The sequence below is a fragment of the Butyricicoccus porcorum genome (genome assembly GCF_002157465.1).
GTDB lineage: Bacteria > Bacillota > Clostridia > Oscillospirales > Butyricicoccaceae > Butyricicoccus_A > Butyricicoccus_A porcorum.
Genome location: NZ_NHOC01000003.1, coordinates 157,856 through 173,929, shown reverse-complemented (window position 1 = coordinate 173,929; position 16,074 = coordinate 157,856). Strand labels below are relative to the sequence as shown.

Annotated in this window: 13 protein-coding genes and 1 pseudogene; 1 reads left to right on the top strand and 13 read right to left on the bottom strand. The window is 46.2% G+C overall.

Going from position 1 to position 16,074, the window contains the following annotated elements:
• A partial coding sequence (locus CBW42_RS04260) for a hypothetical protein (RefSeq protein WP_133058256.1) occupies positions 1 to 1,056 on the bottom strand: 1,056 nt, incomplete at its 3' end.
• A gap of 544 nt (positions 1,057 to 1,600) precedes the next feature.
• Here CBW42_RS04260 and CBW42_RS04255 point away from each other — a divergent pair.
• Entirely contained in the window at positions 1,601 to 2,149 is a 549-nt protein-coding gene (locus tag CBW42_RS04255) for a helix-turn-helix domain-containing protein (RefSeq protein WP_087018092.1), read from the top strand.
• On the opposite strand, the gene CBW42_RS14940 is transcribed toward CBW42_RS04255, so the two are convergent.
• The 12 genes and pseudogenes from CBW42_RS14940 to CBW42_RS04200 form a co-directional block, all read right to left on the bottom strand.
• The gene (locus tag CBW42_RS14940; protein WP_242969790.1) at positions 2,103 to 2,270 is read right to left on the bottom strand and encodes an IS3 family transposase; all 168 of its coding nucleotides are present in this window, start codon (positions 2,268 to 2,270) and stop codon (positions 2,103 to 2,105) included. The genes CBW42_RS04255 and CBW42_RS14940 overlap by 47 nt on opposite strands.
• Positions 2,271 to 2,665: 395 nt before the next feature.
• Positions 2,666 to 3,589, bottom strand: a complete 924-nt coding sequence (locus CBW42_RS04250) for a transposase (protein WP_242969786.1) — start codon at positions 3,587 to 3,589, stop codon at positions 2,666 to 2,668.
• A 75-nt stretch (positions 3,590 to 3,664) separates the two neighbouring features.
• On the bottom strand, positions 3,665 to 3,922 hold the full coding sequence (locus tag CBW42_RS04245; RefSeq protein WP_087018090.1) for a hypothetical protein: 258 nt from the start codon (positions 3,920 to 3,922) through the stop codon (positions 3,665 to 3,667).
• A 22-nt stretch (positions 3,923 to 3,944) separates the two neighbouring features.
• A complete protein-coding gene (locus CBW42_RS04240) occupies positions 3,945 to 4,379 on the bottom strand; it encodes a helix-turn-helix domain-containing protein (RefSeq protein ID WP_087018087.1) in 435 nt (144 codons plus the stop codon).
• 64 nt (positions 4,380 to 4,443) lie between these two features.
• Entirely contained in the window at positions 4,444 to 4,821 is a 378-nt protein-coding gene (locus CBW42_RS04235; RefSeq protein ID WP_165761049.1) for a tetratricopeptide repeat protein, read from the bottom strand.
• Between the two features lie 231 nt (positions 4,822 to 5,052).
• A complete protein-coding gene (locus CBW42_RS04230) occupies positions 5,053 to 8,616 on the bottom strand; it encodes an S-layer homology domain-containing protein (RefSeq protein ID WP_087018084.1) in 3,564 nt (1,187 codons plus the stop codon).
• Positions 8,617 to 8,671: 55 nt separating this feature from the next.
• On the bottom strand, positions 8,672 to 9,751 hold the full coding sequence (locus CBW42_RS04225; protein ID WP_087018082.1) for an ABC transporter substrate-binding protein: 1,080 nt from the start codon (positions 9,749 to 9,751) through the stop codon (positions 8,672 to 8,674).
• Positions 9,752 to 9,904: 153 nt separating this feature from the next.
• On the bottom strand, positions 9,905 to 11,482 hold the full coding sequence (locus tag CBW42_RS04220; RefSeq protein ID WP_087018080.1) for a response regulator: 1,578 nt from the start codon (positions 11,480 to 11,482) through the stop codon (positions 9,905 to 9,907).
• Between the two features lie 4 nt (positions 11,483 to 11,486).
• A complete protein-coding gene (locus CBW42_RS04215; protein WP_087018078.1) occupies positions 11,487 to 12,932 on the bottom strand; it encodes a sensor histidine kinase in 1,446 nt (481 codons plus the stop codon).
• Positions 12,929 to 13,798, bottom strand: coding sequence for a substrate-binding domain-containing protein (locus CBW42_RS04210; RefSeq protein WP_165761048.1), 870 nt, complete (start codon positions 13,796 to 13,798; stop codon positions 12,929 to 12,931). Before CBW42_RS04210 ends, CBW42_RS04215 begins: the two co-directional genes overlap by 4 nt.
• Positions 13,799 to 14,400: 602 nt before the next feature.
• Positions 14,401 to 14,805 (bottom strand): annotated as a pseudogene (locus CBW42_RS04205) (adenylosuccinate synthetase); the annotation flags it as partial.
• Positions 14,799 to 16,034, bottom strand: a complete 1,236-nt coding sequence (locus tag CBW42_RS04200; protein WP_087018074.1) for an argininosuccinate synthase — start codon at positions 16,032 to 16,034, stop codon at positions 14,799 to 14,801. The pseudogene CBW42_RS04205 and the gene CBW42_RS04200, both read right to left, overlap by 7 nt.
• Positions 16,035 to 16,074 lie beyond the last annotated feature (40 nt).

Sequence of the window (16,074 nt, the reverse complement as noted above, 5' to 3'; positions counted from 1 at the left end):
GATTAGTTTTTCTCCTACAAAACATAGCTGTTTTCCGCAACATTCTTCTTGCAACTCTAAAAACAATAAATAAAGTATAAACATGCGAGAGCCTAAATCAGACTGTGAATCCATTCTAGAATTCATGGTCAAAATAAAAAATTTTTCAAGAAATTTCTCGGCGCCTGCTTCAGCAGTGATAATCATTGAATTCAGAATAGCAGAAAGAATTAAAAGACATTTTTTTCGCATTTTTGCTTCTATTTTCACATCTTTTCCACTCTGATTATTGTATATATCTGTAACTATTCTAACAAAGCTTATCAACTTTTCATGTAATTGCCCATAATATTCCGAACTCCTAAAGTCCTGTTTGTTCAAAAATACTTCATATAAATTATTATAGTAATATTGATATAAACCTTCATCATCATATTCAAGAATCAAATTTTGTTTCAAAGTACTCGATGCTATATGAATAGATTTTTTTGTGTGTTTCATATGTTCAAAATAATATTCCGATTCACAAAATGGAGCATAAATAAACATATTTATATACGACAATTTTATTGATAACGATTCATCACTAAAAAGAACGCCCGCCAAATGTGGAACAATTCGTGAAGTCTCTTTTTTTTGGTCTTTTAACTTCTTTGCTCTTAAATATTTCTTTCCAACTTCAGCAAGTATAAATGATGAATACCGGCTACTAGTAATTGCCATAATCTCAAATATTGTTAGCAATTGAAAATAATAGCAAAAGAAAATCGCTAAACAAGCACTATTCATATTTCCTGTTACCTTGAGCAAATTTATAGCAGGCACTAATATCATAGACAGTAAAAGTAAAATCGGTATTGAATACGAGCCAAATGTATACATCATAATCGTTCTTGTTGGAACTCCCATCTTCTGACCATCACGAATGGTATAAAAGAGAACAACAATTGCAACAACCATTGTTGTTGTCGTTTCTAAAAAGCCAAACCACGTTGAATAATCATCATACAAAGCTTCGAAAATCAAATCGAATATTATCAAAGAACAATTATGCTTAGTTATATCAAAATAAAACATTGAAATAAGCTCAAAAAAAGCAAATATGCCTATTGAAATTATGAGTATTTTATTTGCTTTGTAGAAAATTGTTCCATTCTTTTTTTTGCTCTTCTTGTTGCACATATTTTTAAAAGTAACTTATTCAAAGATCATTAATTTCATATATTTCCACAAAAAAACTCTGACATTCAAAAAGAAAGTCAGAGCTATTCATAAATATATTAATCGTAACATATCATTTACTCTGCTCTGTTCATTCAATCATATTTGAACAACTGATCTATTAAAACAAAACAAAGTAAAGAAGTGCATTCTTTGCTAACATTATGAGCAAAGAAATTCAATTCCATAATATTACCATGTAGCATAATCCCCACCTCGTATATAGCATATCATAATATTAAGTGACTGTCAACAGTAAATGCTCGCAAACTATAAATCAGTATGTAGGTGTTACAATGATGCGTGACAAAAAGTAAAAATAAAAAGCGAATATAGAGCGAACCTGTGATAAGGTTAAGTTGTCGAGACAAAACCGAAGGGCAGGTGCACTATATTCGCCATGAATACAATAACACAGAAGATGCGGTTTCGGCAAGCAATAGTTGAATACGCATTGAAACATGGAGCAACCAAGGCTGCTATCCGATACAATGTCAACCGTCAATATGTCTATCGATGGAAGAATCGCTACGACGGCACACTGCAATCGCTGGCAGATCGATCACACAGACCGCATAGCCATCCCAATCAGCATACCCCAGAGGAAATCAAGCTCATCAATGACATGCGGCGCAGAAACCCTCATGCTGGTCTGGTAGTATTCTGGGTAAAGCTACGCATGCGTGGATACACTCGCTCTATTTCCGGTCTGTATCGGTTTCTTAAGAAACAGGGAATGATGGCAGCGAAACTGCCAAATCCCAAATACATTCCGAAGCCTTATGAGCAGATGCGCTATCCAGGACAACGTGTTCAGATTGACGTAAAATTTGTTCCAGCTTCTTGTATTGTAGGGCAAGAAGCTGGTTGTAAATGGTATCAATACACATTTATTGATGAGTTCACTCGATTTCGGTATTTGGAAGCTTTTCAAGAGCATAGCACCTAGGGAGGGGGGTGCGGACAAACACTTGGACTGATGATGCAACAAAACCAAGATGATGTCTATACTCAATCGGGCTCAGCCCGCCTAAAGATAAATTGATGCGTTTATGGTTATAACAATTGATATAGCGGTCAATCTCCCGGCTAAAATCGTCAAGCTAGACTTCTGTCCAAAAGCAGCCAAAGAACATGTCGTTTTGACCCTTTCAAAGATACCTTCGTAGACTGCGTTATCGGGGGAGCAGCCCTTCTTAGACATAGAGCGAATGAGATCGGCCCCATTAGTCCGTTCAATCCATCCGGCCATCGGTAATGGCAGCCCCTGTCAGAATGGACAATTAGATGACATCCCTCTGGCAGATCAGCAATCACTTGATCCAACATGGTGTTGACCAGATCGGCATTAGGGCAGGTTCCGATCGTCTAGCCCACAACCATTTCATCAAAACAATCGATAATGGCGGAGAGATACAGCTTGCCGTTCGAAAGGGAAAAAACTGTGATATCCGCCCACAACTTCTCATACGGCTGATTTGAATGGAAATCGTGTAAGATCATGTTCTCTACTTCGCGCATTATTTCCCCCAAATACGAACTGTTTTCGTTTATTCGAGCACAAAACCAACAGTTTTTCTTCTTTCATGATCCGGCAGATGATCTTTTCGGAGAGCATAATTTCTTTGCGCTTCAGTGCCAGATAAATGCGACAATAACCATATATGCCCCTGTTTTCGTGAAAAATTGAGGTGATTTGTACCCGCTGGGATAGATATTTGTCGGGTTTGTTCATAACAGCTTGCTGGTAATAGTAACTGCTTTTGGCCATCTTAAGACGGGACAGCAGCGCTGGCAGTGCATATTTCCCCTTCAAGGCATCGATGATCACTGCCTTTTCACGGTTTCTGAGTACCGTTAGATCGATGCCGGGGTCTTTTTTTAAGACTGAAATGGTCTCCTTCAGCACATCTACTTCAAACTGCAGTTCCTGGAGTTGCGTTCGAAGATTCTCCAGTTCCTCAAATTCAGGCAATGCATGATCCTGAGACAACGGCTCCCTTGGTATGCTTTTTCTCTTCGCCATCAGACCCACCATCCCATACTTCAGATATTTCCTGCGCCAGACGTATATGCTCATACGGCTGTATCCGATTTCCCTTGATACATATTCTACATCTTCGCCTAATTCAAAGCAACGGTGAATTACCTCATATTTGAATTCTGCTGAGGGATGCCTTGGATGCCCCGGTGTGTTGCAGTGATGTCCGGTCGTTGCGGTAGTCTCTGCTATTTGGCCATGCCTGTTCTCCAACCCGGCTTTCTTGCGCTCATACCAGCGGTAAAGCGTTGATTCACTCGGGTATCCCAACTGATGGATTACAGCAGCTATTGACCCCAGCCGCTCGTATTCTCTTAGCGCGATTTCTTCCTGCTCTTTTGTATACATTCAGTTGCCTCCTTTTGGAGTCCAACTTTTTGTCTGCAGCCCCCTCCCGGATAAAGCGGTATCGCTCATGTGCTTTTACTTCTTTCGGCGCGCTGCGAAAAAACCAAGGGCCTCCTGAAGTATGTCGTTAGCTCGCTGGAGTTCTTTGACTTCCTTCTCCAGTTCAAGCATTCTTCGTTTCTGCTCGCTTGCCGGCAGCTGTTTATGACCACTTCCTACAAATGCCTGATCTCCGTATTTCTTTCGCTTACCTCGCCAGGTTGTGACTGTATTGACAGGAGTGCTGTCAATTGCTCGTTTTTCTTTCCGGGCACGGGCATAATGCCTTGTCATATTTGTGTTGACTCCGCTTTCATCAAGAAATACCAGGCTGTTTGCGGCGTTCTCCGGTATAAGCTGCTCCCAATTTTTCCGTTTTTGCTGTACATCGGGGACGCTCCTGTTCCGAAGCATGCAGAGACTTCTTTTTATAGACATATCCAAGCTTCAAAATTGTTTTACGTACTGTTTCATCACTTACATGGAGTTGGAGTGTATCAATAATCTCATTAATTGTAATATCCGGCTGTTGCTGGATCAAACAGTCAATATTCTGAATATCTTTCCGGCTCAGAGAAGGTTTGCGTCCACGCAGGGAAGTCCTCGTTTCAACAGAACCGGTCTCTCTCATCCGCTTTACCAAACGGTAGACTGTGCTTGTATTTACACCAAAACATTCTGCTACTTCTTTTGCATTATGCGTTCTATTCCATGCTTCAATCAACAATTTTCTGGCTTCGTTGTGCAACATAATAATCACCTCTTGATTTAATCATAATACCTTTGTCAAGAGAGTGCACTATTTATTTGGATTGCTATAATTGGCTCTGTGCCAACTGCACATATTTTTCATAAGCCGGATTGCCTCTTGCTGTCTGTATAAAGCCTTCCTTTGCTTTACGAAAATATTCAACTGCCTGTTCAATATCCTTAAGCGTCATATACAACAAACCGAGATTATAGTATGTACTCGCCAGATCAAACATGTATGCCGATGGATTCTCTGCCGCCAGTTGTTCGTATATCTCCTTCGCACGCAGATACTCCGCCTCTGCTTCCTTCAGCCGATTTGTCTGTCTATACAAAACGCCCAGATTGTTGCAACTCATTGCTAAATCCGGCAGATATGCCGAGGGACTTTCTGCCGCCCATTCGTTTAATCGTATTTGTCGAGTGGCTAACTTGGTGTTCATTATCGTCATCTCCTGTCGTGTCTTTCGTGTAAAGTGTGTCGCACACTTTTTACACTTTACACACTATTATCTCCGATTTTTCGGATCTGTGGAAGATGACGTGTTATTTACCATTTACGTTGGAACTCAGGCAAGGATGGTATATGCTAAAATAAGTTTGCCGCCATGTCAGTGCACGACTGCACCGGCATGGCGGCTCTTTTATACGTGAATGGATTTCATGTTCACCAGTTACCAGTTATTACTGATTACCTTCAGGATCAGGGTAGCAGCTTCTGCACGGGTAATTGGTGCATTGGGACGCAGCGTGTTGTCCGGATATCCGGAGAGAATCCCCTTCTCAACCATTGCTGTCATGCTGTTGCGCGCCCATTTGGGAACGGATGTGCTGTCCGAGAACTTCTTCAGGTCAGCAGTATCAGCCGCCTTAATTCCAGTAACACTGACGATCATGGCAGCAAATTCTGCACGCGTTGCATTCAGCTGGCCATTCATGTGGCCCTTTTCATCACCTACCATAACGCCATAAGCTTTGGCTGTTGCAAGGACATCCTTTGCCCATTCTGAGGACTTGTCTCCTGCGGCAATCTCGCCAGTCTTGTCGACCGGAATATCCAATGCATTCAGCAATGCGGCTGCAATTTCTTCCCGTGAAATGGGGTCATTCGGACGGATATTGCCGGTTCCGCTGTCACCATGCAGCACATCCTGTTCAATCAGCTTCTGAATGTACGGATATGCCCAATGGTCCTTTGCGACATCGCTGCCAACAGGGATTTCGGATACATCAGCATCGCCGGAATAGTCGTCATAATCGTTTGCATAATCATTGAATACGTCGTCAGATTCATAACCAGCGGCACCGGTAAAGGTTCCTCTGTTCCAGTCTGCCAGTGTACTCCAGGTATTGCAGTTGCCTGCAACAACCGTATACGACTTGAGAACCGGTACATCGGTTGCATCCTCTGTAACAGAAGAATGGAGTCTGGAACAGACGCGAACATATTTTGCACGCCCCAGTTCGGTCAAATCCAGTGTGCCCTTGCCGTTTGCCAGATCTACTTCTCTGGATGCCTTGACAGTCTCGCCATCGTCTGAGATTTCAATGACAGCCTTTGCCGAAGCAGCGCCGGTAATTTCGGTTTCATAGGAGAATTCCTTCAGATTACCGATAACCGGACGCCATTCGGTGACATGCATGCCATCGGTCTCAATATTTTCCGGTGCAAAATCCAGCCATACAACCAGGTTTTCGCCCTGCGGTCCCTTGTCGGAAGGATTGCTGTAAATAGTCTTATTGGATTCTTCACTCAGCTTTGCATTGTAGAAGCGGATCTGGCCGATATCACCAGTCAGCATGGTATGGGTCTTGCCGCGGCCCCGGTTGCTGAGCAGGTGGCGGTGGAAGGAAAAACCGGAATACATAGATTTGCCTTCCCAGTTTTTAATGACGGAATCGAAATCCGGCGCGTCAATCTGGCCGCTGAGCTTGGTATTTTCCCAGCTTGTGCCGCCGGTTGCGCGATCAAAGCCGCCGGTATACTGTACCCAATTGCCAAGCTGCACGCCTGCACCTTCAATTGACTCATCATCATTCCAGAAATATTCGCCATTATCATTGTCGAATCCAATGCCATAAGTAACCATGCCTGTCTTGCGGACAGCCATGCGGAACAGATAGTTTGTACCATAACTGATAGAGGCGCCCTTCATCAGCAGCGGGTTATGATCCCATTCATCTCCCATTGCCAGACGATCGACATTCGCCCAGACCATACCGGTTACGCCGTTATCAATCACATAATTCCTGTTATCCGGAATTTCAACATAGTCATCTACACCGTCAAGGGACAGTCCCCAGCCACCATCATACTTGACAAGGGTCGGGTTACCGCGGATGATACCATCATTGCCCAAACCAGACTTATCCCTGACGATAGGGGTGCCCTGAATGGAACCAAGAACGGTAACCTTCTGCTCTGCGGAGGAGCCAATCTTTACAGTATATGTTCCGCCAGCCGGGAAGGTATACCGGAATTCAACGGAACGAGTCTGTCCTGCTTCCAGATGAACCGGCTTGCTCTCGATTTCCTTATCATTTACCAGCAGGGTTGCTGTCGCAGTGCCGACTTCGTTGCCGATGTTCTTCACATCTGCCTTTACGCAAAGAAGGTCACTGTTCGGATCGCTGACCTCACCGTCACCCAGTTTGGTGCGCAGATTGTTGTACACATAGGTTGCCTCGCGGAACGTAACATTGACTGCACGGGTATAACCAGCAAACTCCAGTGTGTGCTTGCCCAACTCAGTCAGCTCCAGCTGCGCCGACAGTTCTGCCGATTCTCCCGGTTCCAGCGCGACGACGCGTTCCTTGCCTGCCTGTCCAAACTGGTACAGCCACCGCTTGTTTCCGTTGTCGTTGATGCACATGCGTGCAGCTGCCAGACCGGTGCCGATGTTGGTTACCTTGGCAGAAACAGTCACCTTATCACCCGACTGAATGCTGTCCGGAGTGATCGAAATGTTGTCATATGCAAGCTGCTGGCCATCCTTAGACAGCGAAACAGTCTCATATACCTCTTCTGTATCGCCCTTCATGCCGATATTGGAATAGGTCATCTTACCGTCCTTGACGGTGACCTCCAGCATATCTCCCTTGCCGGTTGCCAGAAGGTTCGGGTAATTGTCATCCAAGCGCTGATCCGCCTTGCCAGTATCAATCTTGCCATCGCCGATACGCGCATCGCCCTGTGTCACATAGAGCGTGTTCGTACCGCGTTCCGGGTTTGCGGACGCGTAGCGGAAATACAGATGTGTATGTCCGCTGAACATGATGTTGACATTGCCTTCCTCTGCAATCGAAGGAATGTATTTGCGGGTCAGGCTATCATCGTACGGATGATGCATGGTCAGCACGCGGAAATCTGCTGTCTTGGCTGCATCAGATGCAAGATCATCCTTCAGCCAGTTGAGCGACTCATCGACAACTGCTTTGGTCGACGGGTCAACCTGTCCGCCAGCCGACGAATTCAGTTCAAACAGCGACCACGGGTTACTGTCCACCATGGCAAAATGAACCGAACCGTAACTAAAGGATACATTGCGTCCGGTTTCATTGGAGTGATACTGCTCCTTCTGTACCTTGGTTACATATTCGTCGAAATACACGCCGTAATCATGGTTGCCGCTGTTGTAGATTACCGGCACATTGTGCAGGAAACTTCCAACATTGCGGAACCAATAAGAAAACTGATCCTTCTGGGATCCGGTACCCTCAACCATATCGCCGGTATGCAGGATAAAGTCCGGGTCGAACGCTTCAATCGCCTCGGAAACCTGCTCAGCGGTTTCAAAACGATGGGTATCACTGACCACCACAAAGCGAACCTCATCCGGATTTTCACTCAGCGTGCGGAAATGGCCTTCCATTGTCTGTCCATCTTCGGTAGCGACCGTATACGAATATGTTGTTCCCGGCTTTAATCCGGTCAGACGGGCGCGATACATGTGCATCGCTTCTCCCTTATATTCTGCGCCCTCCTCTACCGGTACGTCAACCGTCTGCATGTCATCTGCTCCGGTGCCGTATGTAATGGTGGACTTCACGGGCTCATCCAGTTCCCAGACGACAACCATACTGTCCGACTTCGGAGTCATCAGATATGGGCCGTTAAGGAATTCTCCAGTGTCTTCTGCCCCAATCGCTCCGGCAGTTGCCGGCACGACAGTGGCTACCATCGCCAGAGCCAGCAGCATACTGAGCAGCCGCCTTCGCCACGACAAATGATGTTTCATTTTTCTTCTCTCCTTTTCTGTTTGTTACGGCCCGGCTTCTGCCGCACCGCCGCGTTTATGATAAACTCTTTCGAGTCTGCGCGCCTGGAAACCGTCTCTGGAATTCGTCAATCAGCCGTGTCCGATTGCTCCCTGCCCATTCCAAATCATATTCCACTGTTTTGATGTCCTTCATAGCAGGCAGGCCGTCCGCCGATCGTGCCGTACTGTTTGCAGGCAGTCGGCTGCTCTTTGCTTCAATATAGCATTCCTGCCCACGCTGCGAAGTCATCCAGTCAATGAACCGTTCTGCATTCTCCCGCTCTTTCACAGGGCCGCCGCGTACCAACGCACATGCACCGATCTCATAGCCGGTGCCATCTTCCGGATAACACAGCATAACAGGGTAGCCGTCCAACGCAGCGCGGCGTCCGTCATGGGAGAACACAATTCCAACAGCAAATTCCCCCTGCTTGACTTTTTCTACCGGTTCAATGCCGGAATGGGTATAGCATCCAACATTTGCATCCAGCATCTGCAAGTATTCCCATGCCTTTTCTTCGCCACGCTGCTGCATGAGTGCGGCGAGCATTGTGTAGGATGTACCGGATGTCTCCGGGGATGCAAGTACAATCTGCCCTTCCAGCTCCGGCGCAGTCAAATCATCCCAACAGGTCGGATACGGCAGGTTCTTTTGTAAAAACCAGTCCTCATTACAGGCAAAGCAGATCACACCAATATAAATCGGATTCCATACCTGTGCCTGATCCAGACAGGGCTCCGGGACATTGCTCAGTTCCGGACTTTGATATGGTATCAGCAGGCCCTCCTCATTGGCCTGCACATAATGATCTGCTGCACCGCCAAGAATCACCGAGACCCTCGGGTTCTCTCTCTCCTGCTGAACCCGCTCAATCATCTCGCCCGCGGAAAGCCTCTGGCAGTCTACTGTAATGCCCGTATCTTTACGAAATGCATTGAGATAAACCAATATTTCTTCCTCCGGCAGAGCGCTGTAGATGGATAAACGGTCATAGGCCGGCTCCGGCCGTCCAGTGGACACGCTGGGTTCGGATTCCGGCTCGGTAACTGTTGTATGGACAGCACATCCGGTAAGAAATCCCATAAAGACAATACATAACAGTATCTTTTTCATATTTTCTACCTCGACAGAAGCGGGGCAAAGATGGTTTATCCCTGCCCCTAAAGTGTAATAAATACTCGTCCCGTACTCTACCGAGCACGCTCCGATAAATTATCTTCCCTTTGACATATGCTATCGTAAATTACAATATTTTCCGAAAAAAATTTATACCTTTACTTCGTCTTTCCTAGCCCGGTAATCCCGTGGAGTCATACCGACGTGCTTTTTGAACAGATAACTGAAGTAATGCGGCTCGCTGTATCCCACTGTAAAAGCAATATCGCTCATACGGCTATCACTTTGCAGCAGCAGCTCCTTCGCGGCCTCCAGACGGATCTGCGTCAGATATTCCACAAAGGTCTGCCCTGTCTCTTGCGAAAAAATAGTAGAAAAATGGTTGGGACTAAACCCGACTTCGGCAGCAACCATATGTAATGACAGACTGCTGTCGCTATAATTGGCACGAATGAATTCCTTTGCACGTTGTATTTCCGCACTATAGCGAATGTTCTGATGGCGGTAGCACAGGCGTGCCAGCTGTCCGAGCACCTCAGCTGCATATTCTTTGGTACCCTCCAGCGTAGCAGCACATTGCAGCACCGCCTGAGGATCATTGGGCGCTGTAATTTCCCCACTGTCCAACTCACCTGCCACCCGCGCCGCAGTCACCAGCAGATCCATCAGCAGATAATACCGGTACAGCATACTTTGCATATCCTGCTCCGTGGTATTGCCGAAGTAAATATCTACGAACTGCGACACATCTTCCAGCGTAATGTGGCGCAGCTTATCCTGTAAAGTGCTTCCTGCAAAATAATCGAAGTTGCTTTTCTGTGGTTTACCTGACTTAATATCCGTATAGCCAAACACACCGCCTTCAGCACAGGCAGCGGCACTCCAAAGCGCCTCTTTCGCAGTACGGTAAGATTCACGCAGCGCGCTGACACGGCCAACGGGCATACCGATGGCCGTCAGTGTATCCTGATTCAAAAACTGTCGGATCTCATGGCGCAAATTCTGTGCGGCCTCATATGCCCGCTCACGAATTTCCTCTTCCGTTTCTCCCCAAAGCAACAGAATCAATCGCTCTCCTCCCCGGAAAAACCAGATTACTCCCTCCTGATTCTCAAATGTACGTGCAGCCAATGCCCGCACCTGCACCGTGTTTCCCGGTTGTTCCAAACGCATCAGGCACACGATACATTGCCGTGGCGCCAGCGGCAATCCCCACTGTATCCCCTGTTCTGCTGCATCCGCTGCAGAGATCTCTCCGGACAGCAAGGCATTCAAAAAGTGCTCCCGCAGTGCTTCAGATTCCTGTTCCGTACGGCTCGCATTCTGTGCTGCGTTAAAATATTGCCGCTGTTCCTGTTCCATGCGCATGGCAACCTCCTCAAGCGTACGCACCAGCTTGAGAGAATCAATCGGTTTGAGCAGGTAGGCATCTGCCCGAATGGAAACCGCCTGTTGTGCATATTCGAATTCATCATGCCCGCTTAAAAATATAATCCGCATCCATGGCATGGCACGGCGCACCAGCTTTGCCAGTTCCAATCCATCCATAAATGGCATGCAAATATCTGCAATGAGTACATCAGGTTTCATCTCCATCAGCATAGGGAGTGCCATTTCCCCATCTGATGCCTCTCCTACAAACAGAAACCGTTCCTTTTCCTTTTCAATGCAGTTCCGAATCCCATCCCGAATGATCTCCTCATCATCGGCAATAAATATTCTCATCATATCTTCATCCTTCTCCCTCCATGCAGGGCACGCAGAAATGTACGGTTGTCCCCTTGCGGTACTCGCTTTCAATAGTTAAACCGGTTCCATAATATAGCTGCAGGCGCTGCTCCACATTGCGCAACCCATAGCCGCCTTTTTTATTTGGATCATGTTTATGCGGGTCGCGCAGACTGCGTCTTAATTTATCCAGTTGTTCCGGTGTCATCCCAAGGCCGTCATCTTTCACAGTAAAGTGCATTTGTCCATCCTTACAGTATCCGTTCACCCGGATCGTCCCTCGTCCCCTCTTGCACTTGATGCCATGGTAAATTGCATTTTCCACTAATGGCTGCAGCATAAGCTTTAACATTTTATACTTTGCAATCCCGTGGTCAATGGCAATTTCATACTGCATGATCGTACCGTAACGGAGGGACTGGATTTTGAGGTAGTTCTGCACATGCTGAGTTTCCTTTTCCACCGTAATAAAATCCTGTCCCTGGCTGAGTGAAATCCGGAGAAAATCAGTGAATGCCATTGTCATTTCAATGACTTCCCGGTTGCGCTGTTCCTCTGCCAGCCATACAATCGTTTCCAGTGTATTATACACAAAATGGGGGGTAATCTGTGCCTGCAAAGCCCGAAGCTCGGCTTTTTTTACAATCTGTTCCTGTTCTATCCTTTCATGAAGCAGGCAATCAATCTGATATGCCATTGTATTGAGATCTTCGGTCAGCTGATAAAGCTCTTCAATCCTGGCCGGTGGTACACGGGCAGATAAGTCACCCTGTGCAATACGCGATGCCATTTTCTCAAGCTGAAAAATCGGTTCCCGAATAGAGGTATCAACGGTAAATAAATCACGCACGGCTGCACGGATGATAGAAGCAAGAAATATCAGCAGCAGGATAGCAGCAACCAACATGCCAACTTTAATCCGTGCGTTGAGCTCGCCCATTTTAACAATTTGGGTCTCCATATACCGGTTAATCATAGAAGAAGCCAGATGTGCCACATTATGAATTTCCCGATATAAGGTTTCGTTGCGGCTCACTGCCTCCCCTTGTGCCATTTGTCTCTCAAGCTGTTCCAGATAATCTTCTATTGTTCTGGTAGCGCGTATAGCAGCACTCAGATATCGTTGCTCCTCACCCGCTGACTGGTTCTGCATTTGTTCCAACTGATCTTGCAGATTGTTTAATAATTCATTCTGTTTGCCTTCTGTAAACGGAGTACGGCCTGAAATAACCAGCCAGACTTCATTGGTTAAATCCTGCTCCAAAATTTCAGTAGCCTGTGAAGCACATGTGAGATCCGCAATCATGGCATCATATCGCAGAATCAAGCCTATCAGAAGTGCCGTCAAGAAAATAAGCGGTACGACCATGCAAATGATGATTCGGAAAAGAGATTGACGCAGCATGATTTGAATGCTGCGCATTTCTTGCGTTTTTTTGCCTTTTATCATGCGCCATTCCCCTTTGTCAGTACCTTCCCTGATACGATCCAGTCAAATGATGCCCTTGGTGCAGCTATCATTTTGTATGCTGCCTGGCTTGCTTTTTCTGCCAGCATACGATCATCCAATTGTACCAGTACCTGGATACGCCCGTCCTTAAAGGCATCATATGTATCTTCTCCGCCACCAAAAGCACATAAAAAAACATCTTTTCCAGGTATACGTCCACTTTCCTCCAGATAATCCAATGCCCCAAGAGCCATTGCATCGTTATGGCAAATGACATACCCGATTTCATCCAGATGATCTTGCAGACTCTCCATAATCTCATAGCCCCGGGAACGCATACCATCCCCACACAAGCTGTACAGGATTTCTTTTCCCTGAAGTTCCAGTCCCTCCCGGCAGCCACGTGCAATTTCTCTGGCATCATAGGAATTTAATGTGCCATATAGCTCAATTACCCCCTTATTGGACGGTCCATGTTGTATCAATGCATCTGTAGCCTGTTCAGCAAGCGTGCAATAGTCATATCCCACATAGTGTTTCGCTTGCCCCCAGATGCTGTCTTCCATCGATTTATCTATGGCTAAAAGCGGTATTCCTGCTGTATCGGCCTCATGCATTACATTTTCCCATCCGTCTTCCACCAACGGTACAAACACAATGACATCTACCTGATAAACAATTAGTGCACGGATCGCTTCAATTTGTGAGGCCTGTGTACGTTCAACTGGCATCGGCAGTACATCAAATCCATCCTGTTCGGCAGTCTGTATCAGCTCAGCCATCTGTGCATCCTTCCGCTGATCCTCGGCTAAAGTTGATACAATCCCCATTACCGGATGTTGTGGTTCGGGTTCTATCTCTTCCATTTGAAGCCACAATAGTAATATGCCTGTAACAATGCTAAGCCCTATCACACCGATAGTCCGTGACGACAATTTCCCCAAGGCTCTCATTCCATCACCCTTATCTATCATTGTTTATTATATAATTTTTTATTATATCACGAATTGTATGTGTATGGAACAGCAAGCGCAGCGCCGCTGGCATCAGTTTGTTCCCAAATGTTCCCGCAAGCGAAACTGCTCAAATAAAGAACCTCTAAAAGCACTAAAAGCGCCTGATTTCTCATGAAATCAGGCTTTAAATGGAGCTGCTAGGCAGATTCGAACTGTCGACCTCATCCTTACCAATTGGCTAAAGTTGCTGTTATCGAGTGTTTGCTCATGTTATATGGTACTTTCCTGTCTGGAAAGTTCAGAAATCAGATACTTTTTGTTTGAAATCCGTCACTCCTCCTCCCTGCCGATGCTGTCAATAGTTTTTCGCAAATTCATTCCTAAGCTTAACCGCCTTGACTGCTATGTACCTGGCTGGGAAATGCCCGTCAAGGATGCTCGCACAACGCCTGTCCTTGACGGGCATTGGGCAGACTGGTAGCGTGCAGTGGGCGGTAAGCGCATAGTTCGTCTATTCCCCTGCGAGTAGAGCCGAAAGCAACTCCGCTCTGCGCAAGACGTTCTTCCTCCAAATCATCTTGTATCCGATGCCACGGCATGGAGATGGTTGCACGAGCGGACAGTTTGAAATTTTGAGGTGTTACAGACACCCCTTTGCCGCGAATATCGGCAATTTCATTGGAGAGATGCTCTAAATCAACTACCATACCATCCGCAAGAACACACACCACATTGGGATGAAGAATCCCGGATGGTAGCAGATTCAGAATAAATTTTCCCTGTTTGGTTACGACCGTATGCCCGGCATTATTTCCCCCCTGGTAACGCACGACAATATCCGCCCGCTCTGCCAGCAGATCAATAACCCGTCCTTTCCCTTCATCCCCCCAGTTGATACCTGTCACCGCAGTCAGCATTTTTCTGCCTCCCTTCTATTTCGGGCATTTACAGACGCCTGTATACGGGTAGGCAGCCCCAAAAGACGGATGAAGCCAGTAGCATCGGACTGCTGATAGCCCTCTCCTTCATTAAATGTGACAATATCCTCGCTATACAAAGAATATGGGGACCACACACCTGAATTGATAATGTTGCCCTTATATAACTTCAGACGTACTTTTCCGGTGACGGTCTGCTGCGTCTCTGTCACAAATGCAGACAACGCTTTGCGCAGCGGAGAAAACCACTGTCCGTCGTAAACCAACTCACCGAAGCAAATAGACAATTCCTTTTTCTTATGGGCAGTTTTTTTGTCCAATGTCAGTGTTTCTAATATCTCATGCGCTCTATACAGAATGGTTCCGCCCGGTGTCTCGTACACTCCTCGGCTTTTCATACCAACCAGACGGTTTTCCACCACATCGTACAGGCCAATACCATTACAGCCGCCAATCTCGTTTAGCTTAGAAATAATGTCTGATGATTTCATTGCCTTGCCGTTCAACTTAACAGGTACGCCTTTTTCAAAGTCCAGCTCCACATATGTAGGAGTATCCGGCGCTTTCAGTGGAGAAACGCTCATTTCCAGAAAACCTTCTTTTTCATACTGCGGCTCATTACCTGGGTCCTCCAAATCCAATCCCTCATGAGAAAGATGCCAAAGATTTTTATCCTTTGAGTAATTGGTTTCTCGATTTATTTTCAAAGGAATATGATGGGCTTCGGCGTAATCAATCTCCTCATTGCGGCTTTGAATATCCCATTCCCGCCACGGTGTAATGATTTTCATTTCCGGCGCAAAGTGCATAATGGCCAGCTCAAATCGCACCTGATCGTTGCCCTTTCCGGTGCTGCCGTGGCAAACAGCATCCGCCCCCTCTGCCTTTGCAATTTCCACGACACGCTTAGCCAGAATAGGGCGGGCAAGGCTGGTTCCCAATAAATACCCTTCATAATCAGCTCCCGCCTGCATAGTAGGAATAACAAACTCATTAACAAACTCATCCGTTAAATCCTCGACATAAAGTTTGCTGGCTCCAGAAGCCACTGCTCGCTGTTTCAAATCATCCAATTCATCGTCTTGTCCAACATTTCCACAGACAGCGATCACTTCACAGTTGTCATAGTGTTCTTTCAGCCACGGGATAATAACGGAGGTATCCAGACCACCGGAATATGCCAGCACAACTTTTTTGATTTCACTCATACTAAAGCACTCCTTCACTTGTTTTTGGAACCAAAATCTA